This window comes from Arthrobacter sp. BPSS-3, from assembly GCF_044628475.1.
Taxonomy (GTDB): Bacteria; Actinomycetota; Actinomycetes; order Actinomycetales; family Micrococcaceae; genus Arthrobacter.
Genome location: NZ_JBIMMV010000010.1, coordinates 1 through 25,107 on the forward strand (window position 1 = coordinate 1; position 25,107 = coordinate 25,107).

A 25,107-nucleotide genomic window follows, 5' to 3' on the forward strand; every position below is an offset into this window, starting at 1 on the left:
GGGCCGCCCAAGGCTGGGAAACAGGCCCCCTCGGCTACCCCACCACCGACGTCCGGACCGCAGCCAACGGCGCCCAGTCCCAGGGCTACCAAAACGGTGCGATCTACTGGACCTCCACGACCGGCGCCCGGGTCTCTTCCGGCCCGATCCGTGACGCCTGGGCCGCCCAAGGCTGGGAAACAGGCCCCCTGGGCTACCCCACCACCGACGTCCGGACCGCAGCCAACGGCGCCCAGTCCCAGGGCTACCAAAACGGTGCGATCTACTGGACCTCCACGACCGGCGCGCAACTAAGCCCCAACGGCCCCATCCGCAACGCCTGGGCCGCACAAGGCTGGGAAACCGGGCCCCTCGGCTACCCCACCAGCGGCCAATACCCCACCGCAAACGGAAACACCGCACAAAACTTCCAAGGCGGCCGCATCGACTCGTCCCCCACCACCGGCACCAAAACCACCCTCACCCGATGACCCACCCACAACACAAATTCACGCCCCATCGCCGGCCCCAGCAAGTGCCGCTCCCAACGAACGTGCACTGCGGCGGGCCTCATACACCGCAGGCTAAGCTTGACTGATGCGCGAAGATCAAATGACCGACGGGCCCACTCCCACTAACCGACCTCTCCGAGTCGCAATCGCGATGTTGACGTTGGTCCCCGGGGCGATGGGTGGTGGCGAAACTTACGCTCGCGGGTTGCTCCGCGGGCTGGCCAGCACCAAGGGAGTCGCCGCGACGACCTTCGTTAGCGGAGTAGGGAAGGGTTTCTCCGGTGAGATACCCGAAGTGGTGTGCCCGGAAGTTTCGGGCGGGCCGTCGTCCACGGAGAGGATCAAGACACTCCTCCAGGGCTTCCTACATCGCAAAGGACTCGTGGCGAGAATGGAAGGCAACGACGTTTTCCACGTTCCTTTCGCCGTCAATCTTCCCTCTCCGCCGCGGTCCATGGCGACTGTGCAGTCTCTTTGCGACGTCCAGCACCGTGACCTTCCGCACCTCTTCAGCCGCGTGGAGCGGATCTACCGGAGTTTCTTCTATGAGCGCGCGGCGCGAAAGGCCGACGCCGTCGTGACCATCAGCGATTTCGCCAAACGCACGATCGTCGAACACCTGGGAATTGCACCCGAGAAGGTCTTCACCGCACACTTGGCCGTCGACTCGGAACAGTTCACCCCCAATATCGGCGAAAGAGAAAATTTCATCTTTTATCCGGCCCGGGGGTGGGCGCATAAGAACCACACGGTGCTCTTTGAAGCAATGAGACTCTTGATGACGGAGCGGCCGGAACTCACGCTCGTGCTGACGGGAGGGGGCTTGGAAGGCCTCACCAATGTTCCCGCGAACGTCGACGTCAAGGGTCTGGTTCCGTTTCAGGAGCTTCTTGAGCTCTACCGAAAGGCTAAATGCCTCGTTTTTCCGAGCCTCTACGAAGGGTTCGGCCTTCCTCCTTTGGAAGCCATGGCATCCGGTTGCCCGGTGGCCTCATCCACTGCGGGTTCACTCCCGGAAGTGTGTGGCGACGCGGCCGTGATGTTCGATCCTCACTCGCCCCGGGCCATCGCCGACGCAATCGTCGAAGCCATTGGGCGGACCTCCGAGCTTCAAGCCAAGGGGTTTGAGCAAGTTCGGAGGTTTACGTGGGAAAAATGCGCCGAAGCTCACGAAGCGGCCTATCGCTACGCTGTGCAGCAGCGCGCTCTCACAAAGGTTTAACTCAACAGGTCTCCGGTGGTCACCCTATATAGTGGCTGTGCGTGACTCTTCGACTTAAAGGAAATTCCCCCATGCCTCGTGCGCTCATTACCGGCATCACCGGTCAGGACGGTCTCTATCTTGCGGAGCTCCTGCTCTCCAAGGGATACGAAGTTTTCGGCCTCATCCGGGGACAGAACAACCCGAAATACGAGCTCGTTAGCAAGACTGTTCCCGGCGTGAAGCTCCTGACCGGGGACCTCACCGACGTCTCCTCGCTGGTCCGCGTCCTAGGCATCGCCCAGCCCGACGAAATCTACAACCTGGGCGCCATTTCCTTCGTAGCGTACTCGTGGGAAAACGCGTCCATGACGTCGGACGTCACTGGAAAGGGCGTCCTGAACATTCTCGAGGCCACCCGCTTGTACGCTGGTGACGATGTGAGCAAGGTCCGGTTCTATCAGGCCTCCTCTTCGGAGATGTTCGGCAAGGTCCAGCAAGTTCCGCAGAAGGAGGAGACCCTCCTTTGGCCGCGCTCCCCCTACGGCGTTGCGAAGGTCTTCGGTCACTACATGACGATCAACTACCGCGAGTCCTACGGAATGCACGCATCCAGTGGCATCCTGTTCAACCACGAGTCTCCCCGGCGCGGCCCTGAGTTCGTTACCCGCAAAGTGTCCCAGGCTGTTGCGCGCATCAAACTCGGCCTGCAGGATAAGATCGTCCTGGGGAACTTGGATGCCAAGCGGGACTGGGGCTTCGCGGGCGACTATGTCGAGGCTATGTGGCTGATGCTGCAGCAGCCGGAAGCAGATGACTACGTCATCTCTACAGGCGAAACCCACTCCATTGAAGAGCTCCTCGAGGCCGCATTCGCTGCAGCCGGGCTGGAAGACTGGCGTCGTTACGTCCGCCAAGACCCCAGGTTCATGCGCCCTGCCGAAGTTGACCTGCTCATTGGCGATGCAACGAAAGCACAGCGCGTTCTGGGCTGGAAGCCAAAGGTTTCCTTCAATGAGCTGGTAACCATGATGGTCGAGAGCGACCTTGTGGAACAGCGGTTGCTCGCCAAATGACGCTGAAGTCATCCCGTGGCGGGTCCGGCCACCCCCAGAGAGCACTGGTGACTGGGATCTCGGGCCAGGACGGGTCCTACTTGGCCGAGCAGCTGGTCGAAGCCGGCTGGGACGTCCACGGGATGGTTCGAGCCGAGGATGCCAATCCTCGGCAGCACGAGGCCGGCGGCGTGACGCTCCACGAAGGAGATCTTTCGGACCCGTTACGCCTCGCCGAGCTAATTGGCGGCCTTGCCCCGGACACTATTTTCAACCTTGGTGGAATCAGTTCCGTGGCCGCGTCATGGGAACGACCCTATGAGACAGTTGTCAGCACCGGCGCCGCTGCAGTGGCAATGCTCGAAGCTGCTTGGCAACTTCAACAGCGCACGGGGCGCGAGATCAGGTTCCTTCAGGCATCGAGTGCCGAGATTTTCGGTCAAGCCAAAGAAGTGCCCCAAAATGAGGGCACCCCCCTGAGGCCGATCACGCCCTATGGTGCGGCCAAGGCGCTGGCCCATCATGCCGTGGGCACGTACCGGGCCCGGGGACTCTTCGCCAGTTCTGCCGTCCTTTATAACCACGAGTCACTTCGCCGGCCGTCGAGCTTCGTTACTCGTCGGATCACTCTAGGTGTGGCCGCCATCGCGCTTGGACTCAAGGAACGCCTGAGCCTTGGAAATCTTGACGCAGTCCGAGACTTCGGATGGGCCCCGGACTACGTCGACGCCATGGTTCGCATTGCTTCTGCCGAAGAGCCGGAGGACTTTGTGGTGGCCACGGGAGTCTCACGCAGCGTACGGGACTTTGCCGAGGCCGCGTTCCTCGCGGCAGGCGTTTCGGAGGGACTGTCTCTGATCGACGTTAACCCGAAATTCCGTCGTCCAGTGGATGCCCCCGAAATGCGGGGTGACGCCACAAAAATATCCGACACCCTGGGTTGGCGGGCGACCGCGACTTTTGAAGACATTGTGGCGGCTATGGTCCAGCACGACCTTGGCGTTGTTCGAGAACATGGTCTGTCGTCGCTACCCGGAGATTGACTGTTTAGCGATGCCGGCAGCAGAGCCGCTTCATAACTACGTGAAAGACCTGATTTGACGGATATTACCCAATCCTCCGAGTTCGTCCCGGATGACTCCCCCGGCGATGGTGGAAGAATTTCGGCCAAATCCGCAGCCCGCGTAGGAGCGGCATCAATTACGGCGGCCGCGGCCGGAATAGTTATCCTGTTTCTCACAAGCCACGCTTTATCGCCCGCCGATAACGCGGAATTCCTCTCCTTTTGGGCGGCGTTGTTCTTCGTCTGCGGTGTCCTGGGTGGTGTCCAGGCCGAGACAACGAGAGCTGTTGGGGCGGCACGGCTCAAGACTGACTCTGCGACCGCCAAGGGCGCGAGGGTCTTCACGTCCGGGTTGATCGTTGGCCTCGCTGCGGCAGTTGTGATCGCGGCGCTATCGCCACTGCTAACCACCTTCGTGTTCCATCAAGACGCCGCCCTGGTTGTTGCGGCCCTTGTCCTGACAGCCGTTCTTTTTTCCTGCCACGCCACATTGGCAGGTGCCGCCCAAGGTAGCGATCAATGGACGCTGTTTGCCGGTCTGGTGTCCCTTGAAGCACTCTTGCGCCTGGGCGCCATCGCCCTGGCAGCCGTGGCCACTGCCTCCCTTGTTGGCATCGAAATGGCCTGTCTAGCCGCGCTTGCTGCGTGGTTGCTGGTCTTGCTGGTCTCACCCGGCGCCCGGAGCGCTCTAGCGGCCAAAGGCGACGTCGCCCTCCCCCGGTTGCTACAAAACACCGGCCATGCCCTACTGTCGGCGGCATCCTCCGCCGCCCTTATCGTTGCCTTTCCAATTTTGTTGAAGCTGACGACTTCCCCGGCCGACTACGCCCTCTCCGCACCCATACTTTTGGCCATCTCGCTCACAAGGGCACCCATCATGGTCCCTTTGCAGGCGTTTCAAGGCGTGGCATTATCCGAAGTTGTGAAGAACCCACACAACGGATGGAGGACCCTCCGGAAGCCGCTGGGTATCCTCCTTGCGATGGGAGTCGTAGGAGCCATCGCTGCTTGGCTCGTGGGGCCGTGGTTGATGCTCATTTTCGGCCCCAGCTACGCGGTAGCAGGATGGGCGCTGGCGGCACTGACGCTTGCAGCAGTACTGATGGCAGTCCTTACCCTTCTCGGCACGATCGTGATCGGTTTGGGTCAACACCGCGCGTACTCCGCAGGTTGGCTGACGGCCACTGTGGTTGCAGTTGTAATCTTGTTGCTCCCAGCTGGGGTGGAGGTCAGGAGTATCTTGAGCCTGTCGCTCGGGCCTATCGCCGGGATTCTGGTCCACTCCCTGGCCATTGCCCGGATGATTCGCGCCAGAAGAACCGAGTCGGCGTCCTGAAACGTCGCCGAGGTGCCAATAACGTTCGGCACATCTGCGGCATAGGACCGTCCAGCGCACTTCCCCGCCAATAGAACCGAACCCGCCGAAAGCCCGCAGGAGAAACCGAGCCGAGCCACAGCCGTGAAAGGCGGGCCCGCAGGAACACTGCTGAGACCGGCGCTGCGGCATGCTGAAAAGCTGCCAGTGCAACTAATCAAGCCGGTGAGAGGAGAAATTTCTTCAGCCGGCCCAGGACAATGCTCCGCTCTAGGTTGGCAAAGTGGTAGGCCTTACCACTTTCGCCAAGACGCCGACGGTCCTCGGCTGACAGTTCGTAAAGCCGTCGGATATTGTCCGCCAAAGCTTCGCTGTCGCCGGCCGGTCCAACGAGGCCGCATTGAGCCTGGTCTTCCACGAGAGAGCGAACTTCGCCATCCATGGCGAGAGCGAGCGGCCGTCCGGACGCAATGTATGACATGACCTTTGCCGGTATGGTCGCCTCCAGCAGGTCGCTCTTCACCAGGCAACCAACCAGGACGTCCGCGAGTGTGGTGTACTTGGGAACATCGGTGACGGGGTGATGACCCTCAAACCGAAAAACGTCCTCGAGACCGCGATCCTTGACCTGTTGCTCGACGTCGTTTCGGCTCATGCCGTCCCCGACGATGATCCAAGAGATACCGGTGAGGCCTTCCCTTTTGAGAAGTGCAGCCGCCTCGATCATGGTTTCGAATGACTGAGCCGGGCTGATGTTCCCCGTAAAGACAACTTTGAACCCGTCGCCGAGTCGTGAGGCCAAATCCTCGTCAATGATTTCCCGTTCGTACAGGCTTTCGCATGCCTGCGGAACGACCGCCAGACGATCGTCCGGCAGACCGCTAATACTCTGAATCTTTGCTCGCATCTGTTCAGACAAGACAATGATTTTGTCGGGCTGGCGGTAGTGCCAGTGGGAGACTCGCTCGACCAGGCGGCGCAAGAAACGGTTCTTAATGTCCAGAACAGAGAAAAGATTTTCCGGCCAAAGGTCGAGCACATACATTGTCGACTCGATACCGCGAAGCTTCGACAAAAGTATACCCGTGATTGACATCATTACCGGCGAAAGCTGATAAAGGAAGATCTTGTCGTATCTTCCGAAGAGCAACCGTGGCAGATGCAAAAGGCTGCCCAGCGGAAAGGATACGTAATTCAAGAAAATACGCAGGCTGGAATTATCGCCCCGCGGAATTTCCGGGGCCCGGTAAATCTTGAGGCCCTTGTGATTCTCTTTGTAGGGTCCCCGCCACGTGTAGCCTGGGAAGAGCGATCCCTGCGGATAGTTAGGCAATCCGCAGAGTACCTCCACATCCACATCTGACTCGACCAGAAAATCGCAAATATCATTGATGCGAAAACCTTCAGGCCAGAAGTGCTGCCCGACTACAAGTACCTTGGGGCGAGATGTCATTCTTAGGGGACCGGAGTGATGGACGGCAGGAGTTCCTGTACATAATCCGTCGTCTTGATCTTTTCGATGATTTCATCGACGGTCAACTGCTGCGTGTTGTGTGAGGTGTATTCCTCGAGTTCTTCGTTGACAATGTCACCAGAATCCACAAACTTCTCGTAATTGAGATCCCTGGTGTCGGCGGGAACGCGGAAGTAGCCGCCAAGGTCCTCGGATTTAGCCCGCTCTTCGCGCGTCAGCAGGGTCTCGTGGGCCTTCTCGCCGTGGCGGGTGCCAATGACGTTGATGTCGACGTCGGAGTTAAAGAGACGCTTCATGGCCGTCGCCAAGTCACCGACGGATGAGGCATCCGCCTTCTGAACGAAGAGATCACCTTGGTTGGCATTTTCAAACGCAAAAAGAACGAGCTCAACGGCTTCATCGAGATTCATCAGGAAGCGCGTCATGTGTGGATCCGTTACGGTCAGGGGCTTCCCTGCTCGTATCTGATCCGCGAACAACGGGATCACCGAGCCGCGTGAAGCCATGACGTTGCCGTAGCGCGTACAGGAGATGAGGGTGTCCGCCGGATCCACGTTGCGCGACTTCGCGATGACAACCTTCTCCATCATCGCCTTGGACGTACCCATAGCGTTGATCGGGTAGGCGGCCTTGTCGGTGGACAGGCAGACAACCTTCTTGACGCCGGCGTCGATGGCGGCGGTGAGCACGTTGTCGGTCCCCAGGACATTGGTGCGAACGGCTTCCATCGGGAAGAACTCGCACGATGGAACCTGCTTCAGAGCTGCCGCATGAAAAATGAAGTCGACGCCGCGGACTGCTTCGCGGACACTCTCGATGTTCCGCACATCCCCGATGTAAAACTTCAATTTGTCGTTGTTGTAAGCCTTCCGCATATCGTCTTGCTTCTTCTCGTCCCGCGAGAAGATCCTGATCTCGCCGATATCGGTGTGCAGGAAGTGCTTCAGTACAGTGTTCCCAAACGAGCCAGTGCCCCCGGTAATCAAAAGTGTCTTGTTCTTGAACAACTTGTCTCCTTGGTCTGCAGGGTGGCTGCGGCAACGAACATGGGCTGCAACCGTTAGATAATACCAGCGCCCCGGGGATGGGGGCGGCCGGAAAGCCCTCCGGAGGCGGGACACGAATTCGGCGCAGATACGTTTCAGCGTAGAATCTGCATCATGCTTAGCCCAGACGCCCGCCATGTGTTAGTGATCATGCCAGCTTGGAACGAAGGCGAAACCGTTGGAAACACGGTCGCCGAAGTGATCAATCTGAACGAAGGCTACGACGTTCTGGTTGTTGATGATGGCTCAACGGACCGAACGGCCGATGTGGCAGCGGCCGCCGGCGCGACCGTCCTCCGCCTCCCCTTCAACATGGGTGTGGGAGGCGCGATGCGCGCCGGGTTCAAGTATGCGGACCGCCACAACTACGACGCCGTCATCCAGGTGGATGCCGACGGTCAACACGATCCGCGGGAGATCTCCTCCGTCTTGGAGGGGCTGGAGTCGGCAGACATCGCCATCGGCGCCCGCTTCGCCTCCAAGGGCGACTATAGAGTTTCCGGTCCCCGGCAGTGGGCGATGGTGTTTTTGGCGGCTGTGATCTCGCGTCTTGCTCGGACGAAGCTTACCGACGTCACGTCGGGGTTCCGTGCCGGGAATAAGAGAGCCATCGCACAGTACTTGGATCACTATCCGGCCGAGTATCTTGGCGACACCATTGATTCGTTGGTAGTTGCGATCAAATCGGGGTGCAGGGTGACCCAGATCCCCGTGGCCATGCGGCCGCGCCAGGGCGGGACGCCCAGCCATAATCCGGCAAAATCTGCCATCTACCTGCTTAGGTCCGTATTTGCCTTACTTTTTGCAATGACACGCAGCCGATCACAGATAGCCGTAGGGGAAAGCAACGCCTGATGGGAAACACACTGCCTCCATTCATCTTCGCCCTCGTCATGGTTGCGATCGTTCTTGAACTGGTCCGCCGCAAGGTGTTCCGTGAAAAATACGCCGCGCTGTGGCTTATCATCGGAGCCAGTGCCCTGGTCCTGGCCGGTTGGCCCGACCTCCTCACTGGCGTCAGCAAGATTGTCGGTATCCAAGTCGCATCGAACTTGCTCTTTGCCCTGTGCATTGTTCTGCTGCTGGGCGTCTGTCTGCATCTTTCGTGGGAACTCTCCGTCGTGGAGGACGAGAACCGCACCCTTGCGGAGGAAGTCGCCATCATGCGCACCGCGGTAGAGCGGCTGGAGCACGATTTCCACGCGTTTTCTACCGCAGGTCCGCAGGGCGAAACGCCGCGACTGGAGACTGGTCCGCAATCACCCAAGGACTAGGGCCTCGCACCACGTAAGGACGCCCATCGCGAACGACGTAGACTCATAGGTGTCTACTCTGTACCTTTTCCGCGCCTTTCGAGGTGCCCTGAATTAACGAAGGTCGTGACATCGGGGGAAATGCCGGCTGACCACGACCGCTAAGGAATCATGCTCAGCCCGGATCTGCACTCAGTTTCATCAGCACCAACCCGGAGTGCGCGCCCGCGCAACCGGCCCACCGGCGGACCAAAAATCTCCCTTTCCCAGATACTGCTGCTCCTGGTCATTTCTTTTCTCGCGTTTCTTGCCGTTGTAGCCGTGCGAAACTCTGGAGCACTGACGGGTTGGCGCTTTGGAATTCTCCTGGGTTTCGTCCTGCTCCTCATTCCGACGTCGCGGAGCTTCTCCCAGCGCATTCTTGTTGCCAGTGTCGGCATCGCTGGCTTGGCACCGATTATCTGGTGGTACTCCGGTCCAGTGCCGGGGCTTGACCGCGGCTCCTTCGTTCTGGCGTTAGCGGCTGCCGGTCTTACGGCGTCAGCAGCTTTCTGGATCGTGACACGGCGGCCTCTCCGATCGTTTTTGCCGTATGCAAACGTTGTTGACATTCTGCCTGTCGTAGCGGCCCTCGCTTCTCTTTGGGTGGTTCAGGGATTCATTTCGGTCCGCTCCCCTGAGGAAGCACTTCTGCTTCTCACCAGGTCTTGGGACTTTGCACCCCACTTCAACATGTACGACATGATTCGAAACCATGGGGCGGTCCTGGCCGTCCTCCCGGCCTCCGCGGACGGCAGCCCCTGGTCCGCCGCAACCTACCCTCAAGGGTTCCACTCGCTGTTAGCGACATTGGCGGAAGTTGTCGCCGGTAGCAGACCAGGCGATCCGGGCGAGGAGCTTGTGCTCTTTTGCCGGCTGATCGGGGCGGTTACGATTCTCGGCACAGTGATGGTCATCGCTGGATTGACTTCGCTCCCGGTACTACGGCGGAATTTCCTCGTCACGCTGCCGCTTGTCACGATCGTCGCAACGGCCTGGATTGTGGGTCCCGGGTCGATTCCGGTGTTCGGTGCGTTCCCCAACTTCGGGCTGGGTGTGGCTTTCTGCGTGGCGTGCATCGCCATAGTTCAACTGAGGCGGGTCATCCCGCCGTCGCTCGCTTCAGCTGCCCTTACGATGGCTCTGGTGGGAGTGGCCCACGGCTGGATTCTCCTCCTCGTCCTCTGCCTCCCCAGCGTCGCCGTTTACGGATGGCACTTGATTCGACACCGTACGCAGCTAAGGAGTTGGGACGTCACCGTACAGTCCGCCATAGCGGTCGTCGGCGTGGCTGCACTGGGCGCTGCTGTCTGGCAGCTCCACGCGCTCTCCGCTGGCGACGTGCTCACGACGAACGGCGGTATCGCTTTGGCTGACACCGGCGTCGCTGTCCTCTGCGTCATCGCTAACGCTTTTGTTGCCCTCGCCTTCTTCTCGCGGCGCAAGGCCGGAAGCGAGGAGCACAGACACGGGACGCTCACTTCTTTACATGTCCTGGCTACACCGCTCTTCGGGGCGGCCCTCCTGCTGGCGCTTGGCATCTTCCAACTTGTGCAGTCGGGATCTGTGACCTACTACTTCCACAAGTCGTTCCTGGCAGTGGAAATTGTCGCCATCGTCTGCACCGTGATTGGTGTTGCGGAACTCTGGTCGCCGATCCTTCTCAAGAAAAGCGGCCGTAAGACCTTCGTGGCAGCGTCGTTACTGACGACCCTGGGGGCGACTCAGTTTTTTGGACTGCCCTTTACCGGAATGAGCGAGCAAGGGCTCAAGCCCACCGCAAGTGGCGCCACCGCACTCCTTCAGCAAACGACCGCACTTTCGGGACCAATGCCGCCCCTGATTCCCAAGCTTCTCGCCATATCCCGGGTCAAGCAGGAACGAACCTTCATCTACGCCGGCTTCAACGATTTCTTTGACCCCCTCCTAGCGGCGCAGTGGTCCCTGACGCTTCAAGGCAAGTGGACGAACAAGGTCGAACCTGCCATTCCCCTGGTAAGCCCGCTATATAAAGGTCCTTCCAAGGTGCCCAACGCAATGATTGCCATATTGGAGAAAATGCCGGAACTCGATGTCATGGTCGATCCAGAGCTCCTGCCCGAACTGCGGGCTGCATTCCCGGAATATGCCTCCCGGATCATAACTTACTAAAGAGCGCGGGGACCGAAGTAACCTACTAGTCTCCAACAGACGGGTCCGCCCCGTCCCAATAACAGCAAACGCCCCGCCGGATTATCCAGCGGGGCGTCTGTGTTCGCGACGAAAGTCTTCGACGAGCCGATCAGACTGCGGCTTGGCGAACCATGACGCAGTCGTCCTCAGCGATGGTCAGCGGTTCCTGTCAATGTTGACGAAAATTCCCGTCCGCTGGTGGTGCGTGTGGGCAGTCGACCGAATGAAGTTCACCGTCCGGCGCGACGTATCGCTGATCTGGTAATCAGCGGGAACGACCGGCGGTCCATCGTTCTGGAACTGATCCAAGACAATCTCAATTGCGTCCACGATCGCATCAGCGGTGACACCCGTCGTGATGATGGCCGCAGTGTCGAGCGATTCAGGCCGCTCAATAGCGTCCCTCAGCGTGACGGCGGGGAAGCCGAGCAGTGAGGATTCTTCGCTGATGGTCCCGCTGTCGGAGAGGACCAGCTTTGCTTCCTGCTGGAGCTTCACGTAGTCGTTGAAGCCGAACGGGGGGTGGAAGCGCAGTCCCTCCTTCAGCTCTTCCGGCTGGCTTTCGAGCCTTTTGCGAGTACGCGGGTGGGTCGACACCAGGACCGGAACTTCGTACCGGCGGCTGAGCGTCTGGAGGGCTTTAAGGATCTCTGCCAGACGTTCCGGGCTGTCCACATTCTCTTCGCGGTGAACGCTCACCATGAAGTAGCCGCCTGAGGTGAGGTTCTGCTTCTCAAGAACGTCGCTGCTGGAAATGGCGTCGGCATTACTCTGCAGCACCTCCTTCATCGGAGAACCTGTCAGGAGGATCCTTGAGGGGTGGAGCCCTTCCGCCAGGAGATTGCGGCGGGCGTGTTCGGTGTAGACGAGGTTGTAATCTGCTACGTGATCGACCAGGCGGCGGTTGGTCTCCTCCGGCACGTTCTCATCGAAGCAACGGTTCCCTGCTTCCATGTGGTAGACGGGGATTCTCATACGCTTGGCCATGAGGGCAGAGATGCAACTGTTGGTGTCACCCAAAACAACCATGGCGTCAGGTTTTTCGGCCAGCAGCACTTCCTCGGTCTTGGCCAGTATCGAACCCAATACCGCGCCGAGGGACGACGTGTCGGCTTCAAGGAAGTGGTCGGGCTTCCTCAGCCCGAGGTCCTCGAAAAAAACCTCATTGAGTTCATAATCGTAATTCTGCCCCGTGTGGACCAGCACATGGTCGGTGCTGCGATCAAGCCGTCGGATCGTAGCCGCCAAGCGGATGATCTCGGGTCGCGTTCCTACTATGGTCAGTACTTTTAGCCTGCGGCCAGCGTCGGTCATACTTCCTCCGGGAAGGTGTCGGGAGAGGCTGGGTCAAATATTTCATTGATCCAGAACATGGTATAAAGCTTATCCGATCCAACATTGGTGATGCTATGGGACCACATTGTCGGCATATCGATAGCAACTGGATTTTCACCGGTCACAGGAAACGTCAGAACCTCGTTAGAGAACATTTTTCGCATGGCGATTTCGGCGGTACCTGAAAGAACGGTAAATCGCTCGATTTTACGCCGGTGGTAGTGCTGCCCCCGCGTCACGCCTGGCTCCGTGGTAGAGAAAGAGGCCTGCCCCTCCCCGCCAGCGCTGCGGATGACTTCAAAAAAGGCACCTCGGGCGTCTTCCTTCCGATTCAGCATGATGGGAAGCCGCTCGCCGACCAAAAATGACCTATAGGTATTAAACAGATCACGTTCAAATGTATTTGCAATATCCGGAATAGTGCCGTCAGTGTACGAATGGGCCATGGACCCTATCAGTTCCGCAACTTCGCTCACTTTCCTGACTGTTGCCAAATTGTGGGCATCGTCGGGCGCATGAATTCCGAGCAGAACTTCTGCAGCCGTTTGCACGTGCAAAAGCCGCAGTTCTTTATCGTCCTTCACCTCCAGAGGCTTGCCTTCCGAAGCGAGCTGGCAGAAGGTTGCGACGACCGAGTTGTAGAAGGGCTTCCCGTGCTCACCGAAGAGATTCGGAAGCTTTACGTCGACGAAAGTCGCGCCGGCATCTTCGGCTGCCTTCCTAAGAATCCGGCCGGCTTCTTGCTTTCCCTGACCGTAGGGACTCTGGTTGCCGGCCTGGATGGAGTTGGCGTAGACCACCGTGGCTGGAACCGATGTCGCCTCGCCCAGTGCCTTGGCGAGTTGCTGGGCGAATCTCACGTTGCCCTCTCGGACGGCGTCGTCGTCACCGCGGTTGACGCCTGCTATGTGGACAAGGGTTGTAGCCCTCTCCATGAGCCCTGTAGCCGAGCCGATGTCGAACTTGTCTCCGAGAGGCAGAGGCTCCGTCGTCCTGTCCAGGCTATGCGCAAGGACACGGGTGTGCCATCCGAGGAAGCCGTTGCTTCCGGTTAGGGCGATTGTCATGCCGACACTCCTACCACGTTGATGTGTCACTGCCCGCAGGCAGTCAACTTATAGATTTTTGCTTGACCTTGGGAGTCAACAAGACTCGCTACTCCGGAGGCCACAAGGTTATCCAGCCCACGGAACCCGTTGTCTCCCCCGTGGACCTCTTGATGGCCGAAGTCGAGTACGTAGCCAACGTGCAACTTTTGAACGATTGGACAGATCGTCGGATCTGTTTTTGCCGTGTTGAGGCGCGTGAATAGCTCCACGGCTCCCGAGGGAAGTTCGCTTAGCATGTGGAGTTGAACCAGTTTCCTCCCGGTGAATGCATAAGCCAGAGCGCTGCCATTCCAAGGGTTACCTACCAGGACGGCGTCTTGGGGTACCTCGGCGGGTAGTCGATTCATGAGGGTCATTTCGTCCGAAGAGACAAGCGGAGAATCGTTGGCCAGTCGGTAACCGGCCGCTGCCGAGTTCGTTGCTTCACGGACGTTGGCCTGCTGAGTTGCGAGCGTCAACAGACAGATGACCGCCACTGCACCCACGGCCGCTAGAGGCTTAGAGGCCGCCAGCGGAGTCTTACGGCGGCTCCTAGAGGCCAGCCCACGAAGCTGGGGCTCCAGCCAACGGTCCCACCCTCGCACCGCGCCAACGACAGCGAAGGGCACGAGCACCATCGGCAACAGCGAGGCCAACCGGGGAGGGTCGTTGTACCAGACGCCAGTGAAAAATGTCCGAAGGCTACCGAACGGAAATGACGCCACGATCACGAACAACGACGCGATCACCACGAACATGCCAATGAGCCAGTACTGCTGGCGTCGTCGAATTACTGAGATAAGCCCCGCAACCGCCAGCAACGCCACCGCCCATGACACTGACCGACCGATAGCCGAACTTGTCAGCACCTCGCCGATCGCGCGTCCGGTAGTTTCAATGGGGGGCCAAAAGGCGGCAACCTCGGGAGGTCGTATGGCCTTCCAGAGGACAACGACGGCGCCCAGGCCGAGCAGCAGCAGTAGTGCCATTCCACCAAGGCGGAGGGCTACATGCTGCGAGCGGCGTCGAATAGCGACAACTCCCCTGAACCATAAGATCAGGAGAGGGGGCAGCAACATGGCCAGGAGTGCCATCGTGCTGCTCGGGTGGGCCAAGGTGAGGCCGGGAAGCACCGCGGCGAAGAGGAGCCATGAGACGGCCGCCGACCCAGAACGCGACCAGCCCAGTCCCAGGGCTTGAATTCCCAATGCTACGGCTATCGGTAGAAGGGCGTTCCCTAAGAAGTTCGGGTAAAGGACCCCGAAGTCCAAGAGCAGGAGCGGAAAAGCGCCGAAAGCTGCAGAGAGAATTCCCGCCGCGACGCTAACGGCTACGCGTTCACCGAGGACCTTGTGCGCGAGGAGAATGCACCCGAGAGGCCAAACGATTGAACCGACAATCAAATTGATGACGTTCACTGAAACAGGGATCGATGCACCTGTGGTGACGGCAATCAAAGCTACGAGATCGTGCCAGGCCGCGGGGTAGAAGCCTCCGCCGGTCATGCCGCTAACGGTGATCGATGAACCGGACCCTGTATCAAGGATGTAACGCACGGCGTTGAGGTGGAAGACATTGTCGAAGGTCTGCGAAAAAGCTTCCGGGCGACCGAAGGCGACGACGAGACGACGTGATATGAGGAATGCCGCTGCAACCAAGGCCAGCGTGTGTCCCCCCACATTCAGCCACTTGATCGGGGTTTGGGTTCGGGGACGTTCAGCCGCCCCAGCTGGAGAGAGCAGTTTCGTAGCCACCCACGCGATAGCGGCAACTATCAGTGCGAATATCCCAACCGGGACAATCGACCACCGCATGTTGATCAAGGGAGCGATCAACGCAGCTACCGCAACAATTGAGACTGTAATGGCCGGCGCGACAGCCAGCAGTGCGATCCCCCGTAGCCTACTGACCCAGCCCACGCAGAGTCCCGGTACAAACAGCACCCCGATCCCCAGGCAAAGATGCGGGACTATCGACCACCATGACACGAAATTCCTCCATAAATTGTCTGGCGCGGGCGAGAAATGGATCGCCGTCGCACCTCCCGAATACTACGTGACTGAGTCCGAACGGTTTCCGCTCCGCCGTGGCAGAGGCCAAAGCGTTTTTGAGGTGACTGTCACCATGCAGGAAGTCGTTCTCAGTCTGGTCAAGCCTCTCCCCTGTCCAAGGGCGGCGGCCGGCAAAGCACACGTCCTGACAACGTCGCACTTCGTCCCCTCAGGTCCCTGAGGTCTTAGCAACTACGAACGCAGCAGGGCCACGGCCTCTTCGATTGGACCGTCGAACATGAGCTTCCCATGCTCGAGGACGACTCCACGCTCACAAATTCGGGAGATCAGATCGAGATCGTGACTAACGACAACCAGGGTTTTTCCGTCGCGGGCGAGTTCCTGGATTTTGCCGATGCACTTTCGCTGAAAAGGTTCATCGCCGACGGCGAGAATCTCATCGATAAGGAAGACCTCGGGATCGGTATGTACAGCCACGGAGAAGGCGAGGCGCAGGTACATGCCGGACGAGTAGAACTTGACCTCGGTATCGATGAACTGGCCGATCTCAGAGAATTCGACGATGTCGTCGAACCGGTCCTTGACCTGCTGCTCGGTCATGCCGAGGATAGCCCCGTTGAGGAAGACGTTGTCCCTGCCCGACAGATCGGGGTGGAAGCCGGCGCCAACCTCAATCAGGCCAGCAACGCGCCCCCGGGTCTTGACCGTGCCCGAGTCGGGCAGCATGACTCCCGAGATGTGCTTCAACAGGGTCGACTTTCCCGAGCCGTTCAGACCCAGCAACGCCACTGTTTCGCCCGCCTGGACTTCCACGGACACGTTCTTCAACGCATGGAACTTTTCGGAAAGGTCGCCTTTCCGCCCCTTCGCCAACCACACCACCGCCTCCTTCAGAGACCTCGTGTGGCGTAGTACGAACTGTTTGCTGATGTTAGATACTTCGATCGCCGTGACCACTCAAAGCTCCTGTGCGAAACGGCCCTCAAGGCGCCGAAAGGTGAATTGACCCAACGCAACGATGACTACCGCAACGACGAGGCCGACCGGCAGCCACAGGCCGAAAAGATTCGGGGGCATCGCTGCCGAACCGTCCGTCGTCGGAAACCAGAACGCGTAGTGGAAAAGCTCCACCCCTATGGTGATTGGGTTCGCTTGATAGATGGCGAAAGCGGTGCTTCCAAGCTTTTGCTCGACCATGGACCACGCGTACATGACCGGGGACGCCCAGGTTGCAACCATCAGTAGCATGTCGACGAGGTTCTCTGAGTCGCGGAAGTAAACATTGGCCGCACCGAAAAGCAGACCCAGCCCAGTCGCCAGCATTCCCACAATGATGAACCCGGCCAGCGCAGCAAGAAGCTGGATCAGATTCGGGTGCCATCCCGCAAAGACGCACCCCACTACGAGGACTACGAGTTGAGGGAAGAAGTGAACTGCCGAGACCCACACGGATGCCACCGGGAACAGCTCGCGTGGAAGGTAGATTTTCTTGATCAAATTGCCATTCATCACGATGGACCGTGCTGCGTTGCCCAGCGCTTCTGAGAAGAAGTTGATTAGTACGATGCCGGAAAACAGGTAGACGGCGTAGTTGGCCAATCCCTCCGGATTCCTGGCACTCCGCTCCAATCCGAGGAAGATACCCAAGGCTACATAAAATACGACGAACTGTACGCCCGGCTTCACATAGGACCATAGAAGACCAAGGACAGAGCCGCGGTAACGAACCTTTAGTTCTTTCCGTACCAACAACTTGAGCAGGAAGCCGGACTGCTTGATATCACGCAGTCCGCCGCCTAATCCTGGGGTCGTCAACTCCCCGGTAGAAATTACGCTCACTTGATCTCATTCTGGGTGTGCTGCTCGAACGTTTTCCGCCACGACTCGATCGACGTCAGCTCATTCATGGAGGCCTTGTACTTCTGGCTCAGGGCCCCCCATTCCCGGAGCAGGGCCGCGTGAAGACGACCGCTCTCGGTGAGCATCGTGCGGAGCTGCTTGGGGTCGCGGCGGTACCAGGAGGCACCAGTTCCCTCTGCATTGGTCACGACCGCACTGTCATACTGGGCCATGCGCCACCAGCGGTTGTCTTGGTGGGCAATCGTCGTCTGCGGACGTTCGGAACTGGTACCCGTGACGGGCTTCACCAGCTGCCGGGCGATTGTTTTGGCGGCCCAGGGCAAGAGGGTGATCCGGGACGGCTGCGAGGGGCCGTGGCCGCGCCGCGGCGGCTTGTCCATCTTCGGTGCGGGGAAGTCCTCGGGATTGGGGCGGAAGACGGCGTCAGAGTGACCGGACATCATGGAGCGGATCTCGGGAAGCTTGGTGGACAGCAGGTCCGGCAAGGCATCCGGGCCCTTCAATACGTCCTGGAGCGCCCACTGCCTACCTTGTGCGGTCGCGTACTGCATCGACACCATGTGCTTTACGTCGCCGAACTGCGACGCCCGGACGACGTCGCCACCGAACTCGTAGGGGCTGTGAAGAAGGGCTGCCACGACCCGGTTCCGAGCGTGGAAATAGGCTTGCCAGCCCACGAGGTCATCCTTGTCGATCCAGGACACGTGCCAGACGGCAGAGCCCGGCAGCGACACGGTCGGGTATCCGTGTGCCTTCGCCCGCAACCCGTATTCGGCGTCGTCCCACTTGATAAAGAGTGGAAGTGAGAGACCGATTTCCTTGATGACCTGAGTGGGAATGAGGCACATCCACCACCCGTTGTAGTCGACGTCGCAACGACGGTGCAGCCAGGACGTCTGGCGCAGGTTCGATGAGAGGAAATCATGACCCAGGATCATGTCCTCGCTGGGGAGAGCAGGCTGGAACCGGTAGGGATTCACCACTTCACCGAACGTGTGCAACACCGTCCGGTTGTAGAGATCGAACATGTGTCCGCCGACGAGGGTGGGCGTCTTGCACCGGTCGGCGAAGGTCAGAAGCCGGACAATGCTTTCGGGTTCGACAACGATGTCGTCGTCCATAAGCAGAACATAGTCACTGCCGTTTTCGACGGCCTCAAACATCCCTCGGGCAAATCCGCCGGAGCCGCCCAGGTTGGACTGGTTAATGATGCGGAGCTTGCCCGTTAGAGACTCTTTGACAGCCTCGAAGCCGGGAGCATCCGAAAGCTTCTGTGTCCCTTGGTCGACAATGAGAATCTCTTGTACGTGAGCGAGGGCTTCTGCACTGTCGGCCAGCAGACGCAGGTTGTTCAGACAGAAATCAGTCTTGTTAAGGGTCGTAATCTGCAGCGTTACCGAGCCAGGAGTCTTCTCGGCCTTGGCCCCTTGCCATTCAGCGTCGCGCATCACAAGAGGCTCTGTGCCGGCCAACAGGTCAAACCAGTACCATCCACCGTCTCCGAAAGGAGCCAATGAGAGTTCAAAGTGGCTCTCCGTGCTCCCTTCAACACGCCGGGTGTCGACGCGCTGCAAAGACCCTCGAGCATTCGACTTGTAGACGATGACGGAACCGGTCCCCTCGGTCCGGACCTGCAGGCGTACCTTGTCCACAGTGGTCCACCGACGCCAGTAACTGGCCGGGAAGGCGTTGAAGTAGGTTCCGAAGGAGACTCGCTCGCCCGACCGGACGGAGGTGGAATGCCGGGAAAGGAAGTCCTCGACGTGAGCTTCCTTTGTGGGGCTGCTAATGGTTCGCGGCTTGGCGGCCTTGCCGTCTCCGTCGCCGATCGTCGGGAGCTGAATTCCGGTGGCGGTGCCCATGTCCATGTACAGGGGCGCCGTGTCCATCTGGCTCGCGCTGGGCAAAATGACGCGCTGGAGAACACTCCACTGAGCGCTCACGTCTTCGGTTGCCTCGTTTGCCGATTCCTTTTGGTTGGCCGTTGACATGCTCATGCGTCCACTCCTCCGCTTTCAATCGTGGCGCCGGCCTCGAAGTGCGGGCGGATCTTGTTCTCGAACATCGTCAGGGCTGAACCGATGGCCATGTGCATGTCCAGGTACTTGTACGTGCCGAGGCGCCCACCGAAGAGGACGTCCTTTTCTGCGGCGGCAAGGTCGCGGTACTTCAGGAGGCGGTCCCGGTCCGTGGGCGTGTTGATCGGGTAGTACGGCTCGTCGCCCTTTTCGGCAGCGCGGGAGAACTCGCGCATGATGACGGTCTTCTCCGTCTGATAGTCGCGTTCCGGGTGGAAGTGGCGCGGCTCGATAATGCGGGTGTAGGGGACGTCGTCGTCATTGTAGTTGACTACAGAGGTGCCCTGGAAGTCGCCGACGTCGAGGACTTCTTCCTCGAAGTCGATGGTGCGCCAGGAAAGATCGCCTTCGTCGTAGTCGAAGTAACGGTCCACCGGGCCGGTGTAGACGACCGGAATGTTCCCGACGACCTTGTTCTTGGAGTATTCGTGCGATTCGTCGAAGAAGTCCGTGTTCAGCCGGACTTCTATGTTCGGGTGCTCTGCCATCTTCTCGATCCATGCGGTGTACCCGTTGGTCGGAAGGCCCTCGTACTTGTCATTGAAGTACCGGTTGTCGTAGTTGTACCGTACCGGAAGCCGGGAAATGATGCCCGCGGGCAGGTCCTTGGGGTCCGTCTGCCACTGCTTGCCGGTGTAGTGCTTGATGAACGCCTCGTACAGCGGGCGGCCGATCAGCTGGATCCCCTTGTCGTTGAGGTTCTGCGGATCGGTGCCCGCGAGCTCGCCGGCCTGTTCCTTGATCAGATCCTGGGCCTGGCCCGGGGTCATGTTTGCACGGAAGAACTGGTTGATCGTCGCCAGGTTAATCGGCAGGGAGTAAACCTCGCCCTTGTGGACGCCGTAGACCTTGTGCACGTAATTGGTGAACGTCGTGAACCGGTTCACGTACTCCCACACACGATCGTTGGAGGTGTGGAAGAGGTGGGCACCGTAGCGGTGAACTTCGATTCCGGTCTGCTCCTCCTTTTCGCTGTAGGCATTGCCGCCGATGTGATGGCGGCGGTCGATGACGACGACCTTCAAGCCCAGCTCAGAGGCGGCCTGTTCTGCGATTGTCAGGCCGAAAAAGCCCGACCCTACGATGACGAGGTCAGCGGTCACAAAATCTCCTGGTTTGAATGCGGGCAGCACAGCGTTAGGCAATGTCTGCTGCTCTAGCGTACCCGAGTCAGGCCCTGAAACTGCGTCCGAGCACCGCGACGGGGGCCTCCGCAGTGACCCTGGGTTGTCCACATACCGCTTGTTCGCCCGCCCCGCGCAGTCGACAAACCCTACTCTGGATCGCGGAGGAAGGAGCGAAAGAATCCTTGCGATGATCTTGCAGTGCACCCTGGCGGGCGGGCCGCGGTCGGCGATCCTTTCGCCGGTTGAACTGACCGTCGAACTGCCCGATGGCTGTGCGGGCAGCCGGCTCGAAGAGGCCCTCAGGAGGAAGTTCGCGACGTCGCTCCTGCGGGTGGCCGGGGTGCCCTTATCCGACTTGTCGGCGGGAACTCCCCCGCTGGTCAACGGCGCGGTGTTTGTCGACGGACTGATGCCTTCGGCTGAAACCGCGCTTCCCGACGGCGCCGAGCCGACGCTGACACTGGCCGTCATCGGCGGTCCAGCCGCGGGAACGCTCCTACCCCTACGACGCGGCACCTACCGGCTTGGCCGAAGCGGCGTCGACCTCGTCATTCCGGATCCGGGGCTCTCCCGCGAGCACGCGAAGCTTGAGATCACGCCTGCGTCCGCCACTCTTGAGGATCTTGGAAGCGCTAACGGTACGTGGGTAGACGGCCGGAGAATATCGAAAGTTCCGCTCATCACAGGCGCGGAGATCCGGTGCGGTAACTCGGTATTTAGTCTCCTTGGGGGCACTGGCAGCGGTCAACCTGCGGTTGCCGACGACGCGGGGGCGGACATCTCCGCGCCCATTCCGCTCCCCGCTCCGCCCTCCACGGGTCACATTTCCACGCTCCTCATAACGTCCTTGCTTCCGCTACTCGCCGGAATCATCCTGACCCTTGTCACTGGGACGTGGATGTTCCTTGCCTTCACCGCCTTTTCTGCCCTTCCGGTGCTGGTCTCGGGGTTTAGCGGACGACGGCGCCGCCGGCAGTGGCGCTCCGAAGTCGCAGCCGCCGCGCTGGCTGACGCCGATCGACGTCGTCGCGCCGCGCCGTCGATTGGCGCCCTGGTGACCGCCTCCGCAGCTTTGCGCCAGGACAATTCCCGGGAATCAGCCGGTGATGGCCTCTATATCGCCGAGGGTCTTCCCGGTCGCACACCGGCGGTAGGGCAGGTGTGGCTGCGTCTGGGATTGGCCGAGCAACTGGCCAACGTGCGGCCGGTATCAGACATAGGCAATTTCCGGCTGCCGGTCAACGGAAGGTTGCCGGTCACCCTAGATCCCGGGATCGAGACATGGCTCTCGGGTCCTTCTCAGGCGATGGGAGGCCTCATTCGCTCCTTCGTCATCCAACTCGCCGCCTATCCCCGGACCGCGCAGACCCCGATATATCTCATCGGCCCACCCGGGACACTTCTTCTTTCCGCGCGGTTCCTTCCGAGGATTTTTGCGACCACCGTGGAAGCAGACGCCCTTGACTCGCTCAGGCGAACAGTGCTTTCAGTGCCAGGTCCGCCCGGCGTCGTAATCTGTCTACCCGGCTCCCCCGCCTCAAAGGTGCTGAGCGCGGAGACGGCTGGGTTGGGCTGGCAACTCATCACCTGCGACCCAGGGGGTCCTCCCGCGGCACGGTTGGGACAGAAGGTGAGCCTCACGACCACCGCCGGCCAGCTGACCACGGCCTCGGGGGTGACAGAGTTCGTGCCCGACCTCGTCTCGGAGGCAGTCTTCGATAGTTTCTGTCGTCGCCGGGGCGGGCTACCGGTCGCACCGCCGGCGTCCGGCGGCATACCTGCACGCTGCGAGCTGCAGGAAACGTTGCCGCTCACCAAGGAGGCGATGACCCGCCGATGGGCCTCTACTGCAGTGCCCGCCGCACACCGAAGAGGGCTTTCCGTGCCAATGGGCCAGGGTGCCGCCGGGCCAGTGTTGATTGATTTGCAGCGTGATGGGCCACATCTGCTCGTTGCCGGTACGACCGGCTCCGGAAAATCGGAGTTCCTCCGGACCCTCGTGCTCGCCCTCGCAGCCTCCCACGCCCCGAGCCAGGTCAACTTCCTCCTCATTGATTTCAAGGGTGGCTCCGGTTTGGGCCCGCTGGCCGAGCTACCTCACTGCGTCGGCGTTCTCACCGACCTGGACGGCCACGAAATTGACCGTGTACTTGTCTCGCTCCGGGCGGAGGTACGCCGCCGCGAGCGACTCCTCGCCCGGGCGGCCGTTCCCGATCTCGCCAGCTACAGGTTCGGCGGCGACAGGCCGACAGCACTCCCACATCTCATTCTCGTGATCGACGAATTCCGAATGCTGGTCGATGAGGCACCGGCCGCACTGTCCGAACTCATGCGCATCGCCGCCATCGGCCGCTCCCTGGGCATCCACCTCGTCATGGCCACCCAGCGTCCCCAGGGAGCGCTCAACGCAGACATCCGCGCCAACGTCACCAGTTCTGTCGTCCTGCGGGTCCAGTCGGAGGCCGAGTCGCTGGACGTCATGAGTGTGAAACTGGCCGCGGCCATCCCCGCCGATGTTCCCGGCCGGGCTTATCTCATTCGGGGCAATGCGGCGCCCGAAGAGTTCCAGACGGCAACCCTCGGCGGGACGGCGCACGACACCGAGGCGGGCCACGTCACCGTGATGACCGCCGAAGAGTTCCTTATTGCTCGCCCGCTGCCGGAAGCCCATGGCGACGGAGCACCGGTTGATACGGCTGACGTTGCAGCATCTTTTATCGAACTGACGCGCATACTGTGGCTGGACGACGGCGGCGAACCTCCGCACCGGCCCATCGCGCCACCCCTGCCGACAAACGTTTCCTTCCCGGGTCCGGCGTCCCTCAGTCGCTCCTCCGGTGATCCGGGCCCGACTCGGGGGTCTGGCTTCCGTTTGGGAATCGCCGACCTGCCTGAGCAGCAGAGTCAGAGCACCGTCGGATGGTCACCTCCTGATGACGGGCATCTGGCCTTGATTGGCGGACCTACCCAAGGGCGGGGCACGCTCTCCGCAGGCCTGAGGCTGCTGCTTGCCCAGTGGGCTGCGGATGCAATCATGCCCGCATACATCCTCGACGCCGACGGTACCCTGGCAAGCGCGGCCAGCCACCCGCTGGCGGGAGCAGTCGTGGGACCCGGGGAAACGCGACGCGCCGCCCGACTCCTGGCCAGGTTGAGCGAGGAAATGGGCCGCCGGCTCGCTGCATCGTCCGCTCCGACCGCGGCGTTGTTGTTGGTCGTCCACGGCTGGGGAACCTGGGTATCTGCGTTTCGTTCAGGCCCGTACTCATGGGCCGAGGACCTCTTTCAGGACCTGATCCGGGGCGGACCCGGAGCAGGGATCACCGTCAGCGTCACCGGGGAGCGGGAGCTGGTGACCGCCAGGTTCTTCGGGTCGCTGCCCAACCGGATCTACTTCCCCTCCACCGCGACCCCGGAGGGTCGCCTGCTCTGGCCGGCCCTACCGAAAGTTCCGGCTATCCCGGGCCGGGTCGTCCTCTCCGGGCCGTTCGCGGCAAGCTCGCGTCCCGATGCCGAGCGTCCCGTGCCGGACTTCACGGCACCTAAGGATCGAGACGACGGGGTTGTGACGGGACAGACGCGCTACCGGGGATCGACCGGAAGCGATTACGACGACGGTCCGGCCGACGACGCCACAGACGGCGACACGCTCCGGGTGGTTCAACTCTTCGAACCGCCGTCGTGGGCCGGACCGGCAATAACCGGTGACCTCGTCGACACTGAAGCTCGGCGGGCCCTTCCCTTCCGAGTGGAGGCACTCCCCGACCGTGTCACGGTGCGGGACGTGGCTTCCCTCCTTTTCACGAACGCGACGGAGGTGGGCCCGACGGAGAGAAACGGCAGGGACGATGGCCGATTCTGGATCGGCCTCGCAGGCGACGAACCGGCGCCCGTGGGCATCACGCTGCCTTCCTCCGGTGTCGCCGCCGTGTTGGGGGCACCCGGGACGGGCAAAAGCATGCTCATGGTAACCCTGGTCACTCTCAACCCCTCGATGAGCTGGCTGAAGCCGGACAAGCAAACTCCGCAGGACTACTGGACGGGCATCTGTCGAGAAGCCGAAGCGGGAACGTTGGACCGGCAGGCGGTGGCGCTCGCCGACGACCTCGACCTCTCCACCTCGGAGGTCAACGCCGCGCTGCGGGACCTCAACGGCCGGGGTTGGCGGGTGATTTTCACCGCAAGCTACGGTCCCCTCCTGCAGCAACGGGTGCCACTGGCGCTGCAGGCCCGCGTTTACGGCAAGGGCGTCCTGCTTCGGCCCCGCAGCCAGATGGACGGCGACCTCTTCGGTATACGGTTCGACCCCGAGTCGCATCAGCCCGCCGGACGGGCGGTCCTCATCGGCGACGGTACGGCGACGTGGGTTCAGCTCGCCGTTCCGGAGCCATCAGCGCTGTCCAGGAAAGATGCCAAAGGAAATGCCCCCGAGGTAACGCCGGAGGAGGGGCAGGGATGAAGCCCGGATCAGGCGAACGGGGATGACGCCCCCGCGACG

18 protein-coding genes are annotated in these 25,107 nt (G+C 60.6%); 9 read left to right on the forward strand and 9 right to left on the reverse strand.

Annotated features, from left to right (window positions below; translation table 11 throughout):
* From ACFVY3_RS14945 to ACFVY3_RS14965, 5 genes are all read left to right on the forward strand, one after another.
* Positions 1-470, forward strand: a 470-nt coding sequence (locus ACFVY3_RS14945) for an LGFP repeat-containing protein (protein WP_400160311.1), incomplete at its 5' end; no start/stop codon positions are given.
* 196 nt (positions 471-666) lie between these two features.
* The gene (locus tag ACFVY3_RS14950; RefSeq protein ID WP_364134607.1) at positions 667-1,713 is read left to right on the forward strand and encodes a glycosyltransferase family 1 protein; all 1,047 of its coding nucleotides are present in this window, start codon (positions 667-669) and stop codon (positions 1,711-1,713) included.
* 71 nt (positions 1,714-1,784) lie between these two features.
* On the forward strand, positions 1,785-2,768 hold the full coding sequence (locus ACFVY3_RS14955; RefSeq protein ID WP_400160312.1) for a GDP-mannose 4,6-dehydratase: 984 nt from the start codon (positions 1,785-1,787) through the stop codon (positions 2,766-2,768).
* Positions 2,765-3,790 carry a GDP-mannose 4,6-dehydratase gene (locus ACFVY3_RS14960; protein WP_400160313.1) on the forward strand — a complete coding sequence of 342 codons (1,026 nt, stop codon included), beginning with the start codon at positions 2,765-2,767 and terminating at the stop codon, positions 3,788-3,790. The genes ACFVY3_RS14955 and ACFVY3_RS14960 overlap by 4 nt, the downstream gene beginning before the upstream one ends.
* Before the next feature lie 54 nt (positions 3,791-3,844).
* Positions 3,845-5,146 (forward strand): hypothetical protein, encoded by a 1,302-nt coding sequence (locus tag ACFVY3_RS14965; protein ID WP_400160314.1) that lies wholly within the window; start codon positions 3,845-3,847, stop codon positions 5,144-5,146.
* A gap of 196 nt (positions 5,147-5,342) precedes the next feature.
* Here the strand turns inward: ACFVY3_RS14965 and ACFVY3_RS14970 are convergent, their stop codons facing one another.
* Both ACFVY3_RS14970 and ACFVY3_RS14975 read right to left on the reverse strand, forming a co-directional pair.
* A complete protein-coding gene (locus ACFVY3_RS14970) occupies positions 5,343-6,578 on the reverse strand; it encodes a glycosyltransferase family 4 protein (RefSeq protein ID WP_364132824.1) in 1,236 nt (411 codons plus the stop codon).
* Between the two features lie 2 nt (positions 6,579-6,580).
* On the reverse strand, positions 6,581-7,606 hold the full coding sequence (locus tag ACFVY3_RS14975; protein WP_290255663.1) for a polysaccharide biosynthesis protein: 1,026 nt from the start codon (positions 7,604-7,606) through the stop codon (positions 6,581-6,583).
* A 153-nt stretch (positions 7,607-7,759) separates the two neighbouring features.
* Here ACFVY3_RS14975 and ACFVY3_RS14980 point away from each other — a divergent pair, with 153 nt between their 5' ends.
* From ACFVY3_RS14980 to ACFVY3_RS14990, 3 genes are all read left to right on the forward strand, one after another.
* On the forward strand, positions 7,760-8,500 hold the full coding sequence (locus ACFVY3_RS14980) for a glycosyltransferase family 2 protein (protein ID WP_290255664.1): 741 nt from the start codon (positions 7,760-7,762) through the stop codon (positions 8,498-8,500).
* Positions 8,500-8,919 (forward strand): DUF2304 domain-containing protein, encoded by a 420-nt coding sequence (locus ACFVY3_RS14985; protein ID WP_290255665.1) that lies wholly within the window; start codon positions 8,500-8,502, stop codon positions 8,917-8,919. Before ACFVY3_RS14980 ends, ACFVY3_RS14985 begins: the two co-directional genes overlap by 1 nt.
* A 150-nt stretch (positions 8,920-9,069) precedes the next feature.
* The gene (locus tag ACFVY3_RS14990) at positions 9,070-11,088 is read left to right on the forward strand and encodes a hypothetical protein (RefSeq protein WP_400160315.1); all 2,019 of its coding nucleotides are present in this window, start codon (positions 9,070-9,072) and stop codon (positions 11,086-11,088) included.
* A gap of 177 nt (positions 11,089-11,265) precedes the next feature.
* Here the strand turns inward: ACFVY3_RS14990 and wecB are convergent, their stop codons facing one another.
* The 7 genes from wecB to glf form a co-directional block, all read right to left on the reverse strand.
* Positions 11,266-12,423: a non-hydrolyzing UDP-N-acetylglucosamine 2-epimerase gene (wecB, locus tag ACFVY3_RS14995; RefSeq protein ID WP_400160316.1), complete on the reverse strand. Its 1,158-nt coding sequence runs from the start codon at positions 12,421-12,423 to the stop codon at positions 11,266-11,268.
* Positions 12,420-13,511, reverse strand: coding sequence for an NAD-dependent epimerase/dehydratase family protein (locus tag ACFVY3_RS15000; protein ID WP_400160317.1), 1,092 nt, complete (start codon positions 13,509-13,511; stop codon positions 12,420-12,422). The genes wecB and ACFVY3_RS15000 overlap by 4 nt, the downstream gene beginning before the upstream one ends.
* Before the next feature lie 26 nt (positions 13,512-13,537).
* The gene (locus ACFVY3_RS15005) at positions 13,538-15,520 is read right to left on the reverse strand and encodes a DUF6541 family protein (RefSeq protein ID WP_400160318.1); all 1,983 of its coding nucleotides are present in this window, start codon (positions 15,518-15,520) and stop codon (positions 13,538-13,540) included.
* A gap of 255 nt (positions 15,521-15,775) precedes the next feature.
* Positions 15,776-16,501 (reverse strand): ABC transporter ATP-binding protein, encoded by a 726-nt coding sequence (locus tag ACFVY3_RS15010; protein WP_400160319.1) that lies wholly within the window; start codon positions 16,499-16,501, stop codon positions 15,776-15,778.
* Entirely contained in the window at positions 16,502-17,383 is an 882-nt protein-coding gene (locus ACFVY3_RS15015; protein WP_290255670.1) for an ABC transporter permease, read from the reverse strand. It abuts the gene before it with no gap.
* Entirely contained in the window at positions 17,380-19,401 is a 2,022-nt protein-coding gene (locus tag ACFVY3_RS15020) for a glycosyltransferase (protein ID WP_400160320.1), read from the reverse strand. The genes ACFVY3_RS15015 and ACFVY3_RS15020 overlap by 4 nt, the downstream gene beginning before the upstream one ends.
* Positions 19,398-20,585 (reverse strand): UDP-galactopyranose mutase, encoded by a 1,188-nt coding sequence (glf, locus tag ACFVY3_RS15025; protein ID WP_400160321.1) that lies wholly within the window; start codon positions 20,583-20,585, stop codon positions 19,398-19,400. Before glf ends, ACFVY3_RS15020 begins: the two co-directional genes overlap by 4 nt.
* A 211-nt stretch (positions 20,586-20,796) precedes the next feature.
* Between glf and ACFVY3_RS15030 the strand changes: the two genes are divergently transcribed.
* A complete protein-coding gene (locus ACFVY3_RS15030) occupies positions 20,797-25,068 on the forward strand; it encodes an FtsK/SpoIIIE domain-containing protein (protein ID WP_400160322.1) in 4,272 nt (1,423 codons plus the stop codon).
* Positions 25,069-25,107 lie beyond the last annotated feature (39 nt).

Bases quoted from the DNA above. Each gene is read 5' to 3' on its own strand.
- ACFVY3_RS14950 (WP_364134607.1), top strand. From the start codon at position 667: ATGGGTGGTGGCGAAACTTACGCTCGCGGGTTGCTCCGCGGGCTGGCC.
- ACFVY3_RS14955 (WP_400160312.1), top strand. From the start codon at position 1,785: ATGCCTCGTGCGCTCATTACCGGCATCACCGGTCAGGACGGTCTCTAT.
- ACFVY3_RS14960 (WP_400160313.1), top strand. From the start codon at position 2,765: ATGACGCTGAAGTCATCCCGTGGCGGGTCCGGCCACCCCCAGAGAGCA.
- ACFVY3_RS14970 (WP_364132824.1), bottom strand. From the start codon at position 6,578: ATGACATCTCGCCCCAAGGTACTTGTAGTCGGGCAGCACTTCTGGCCT.
- ACFVY3_RS14980 (WP_290255664.1), top strand. From the start codon at position 7,760: ATGCTTAGCCCAGACGCCCGCCATGTGTTAGTGATCATGCCAGCTTGG.
- ACFVY3_RS14985 (WP_290255665.1), top strand. From the start codon at position 8,500: ATGGGAAACACACTGCCTCCATTCATCTTCGCCCTCGTCATGGTTGCG.
- ACFVY3_RS14990 (WP_400160315.1), top strand. From the start codon at position 9,070: ATGCTCAGCCCGGATCTGCACTCAGTTTCATCAGCACCAACCCGGAGT.
- wecB (WP_400160316.1), bottom strand. From the start codon at position 12,423: ATGACCGACGCTGGCCGCAGGCTAAAAGTACTGACCATAGTAGGAACG.
- ACFVY3_RS15000 (WP_400160317.1), bottom strand. From the start codon at position 13,511: ATGACAATCGCCCTAACCGGAAGCAACGGCTTCCTCGGATGGCACACC.
- ACFVY3_RS15020 (WP_400160320.1), bottom strand. From the start codon at position 19,401: ATGAGCATGTCAACGGCCAACCAAAAGGAATCGGCAAACGAGGCAACC.
- ACFVY3_RS15030 (WP_400160322.1), top strand. From the start codon at position 20,797: ATGATCTTGCAGTGCACCCTGGCGGGCGGGCCGCGGTCGGCGATCCTT.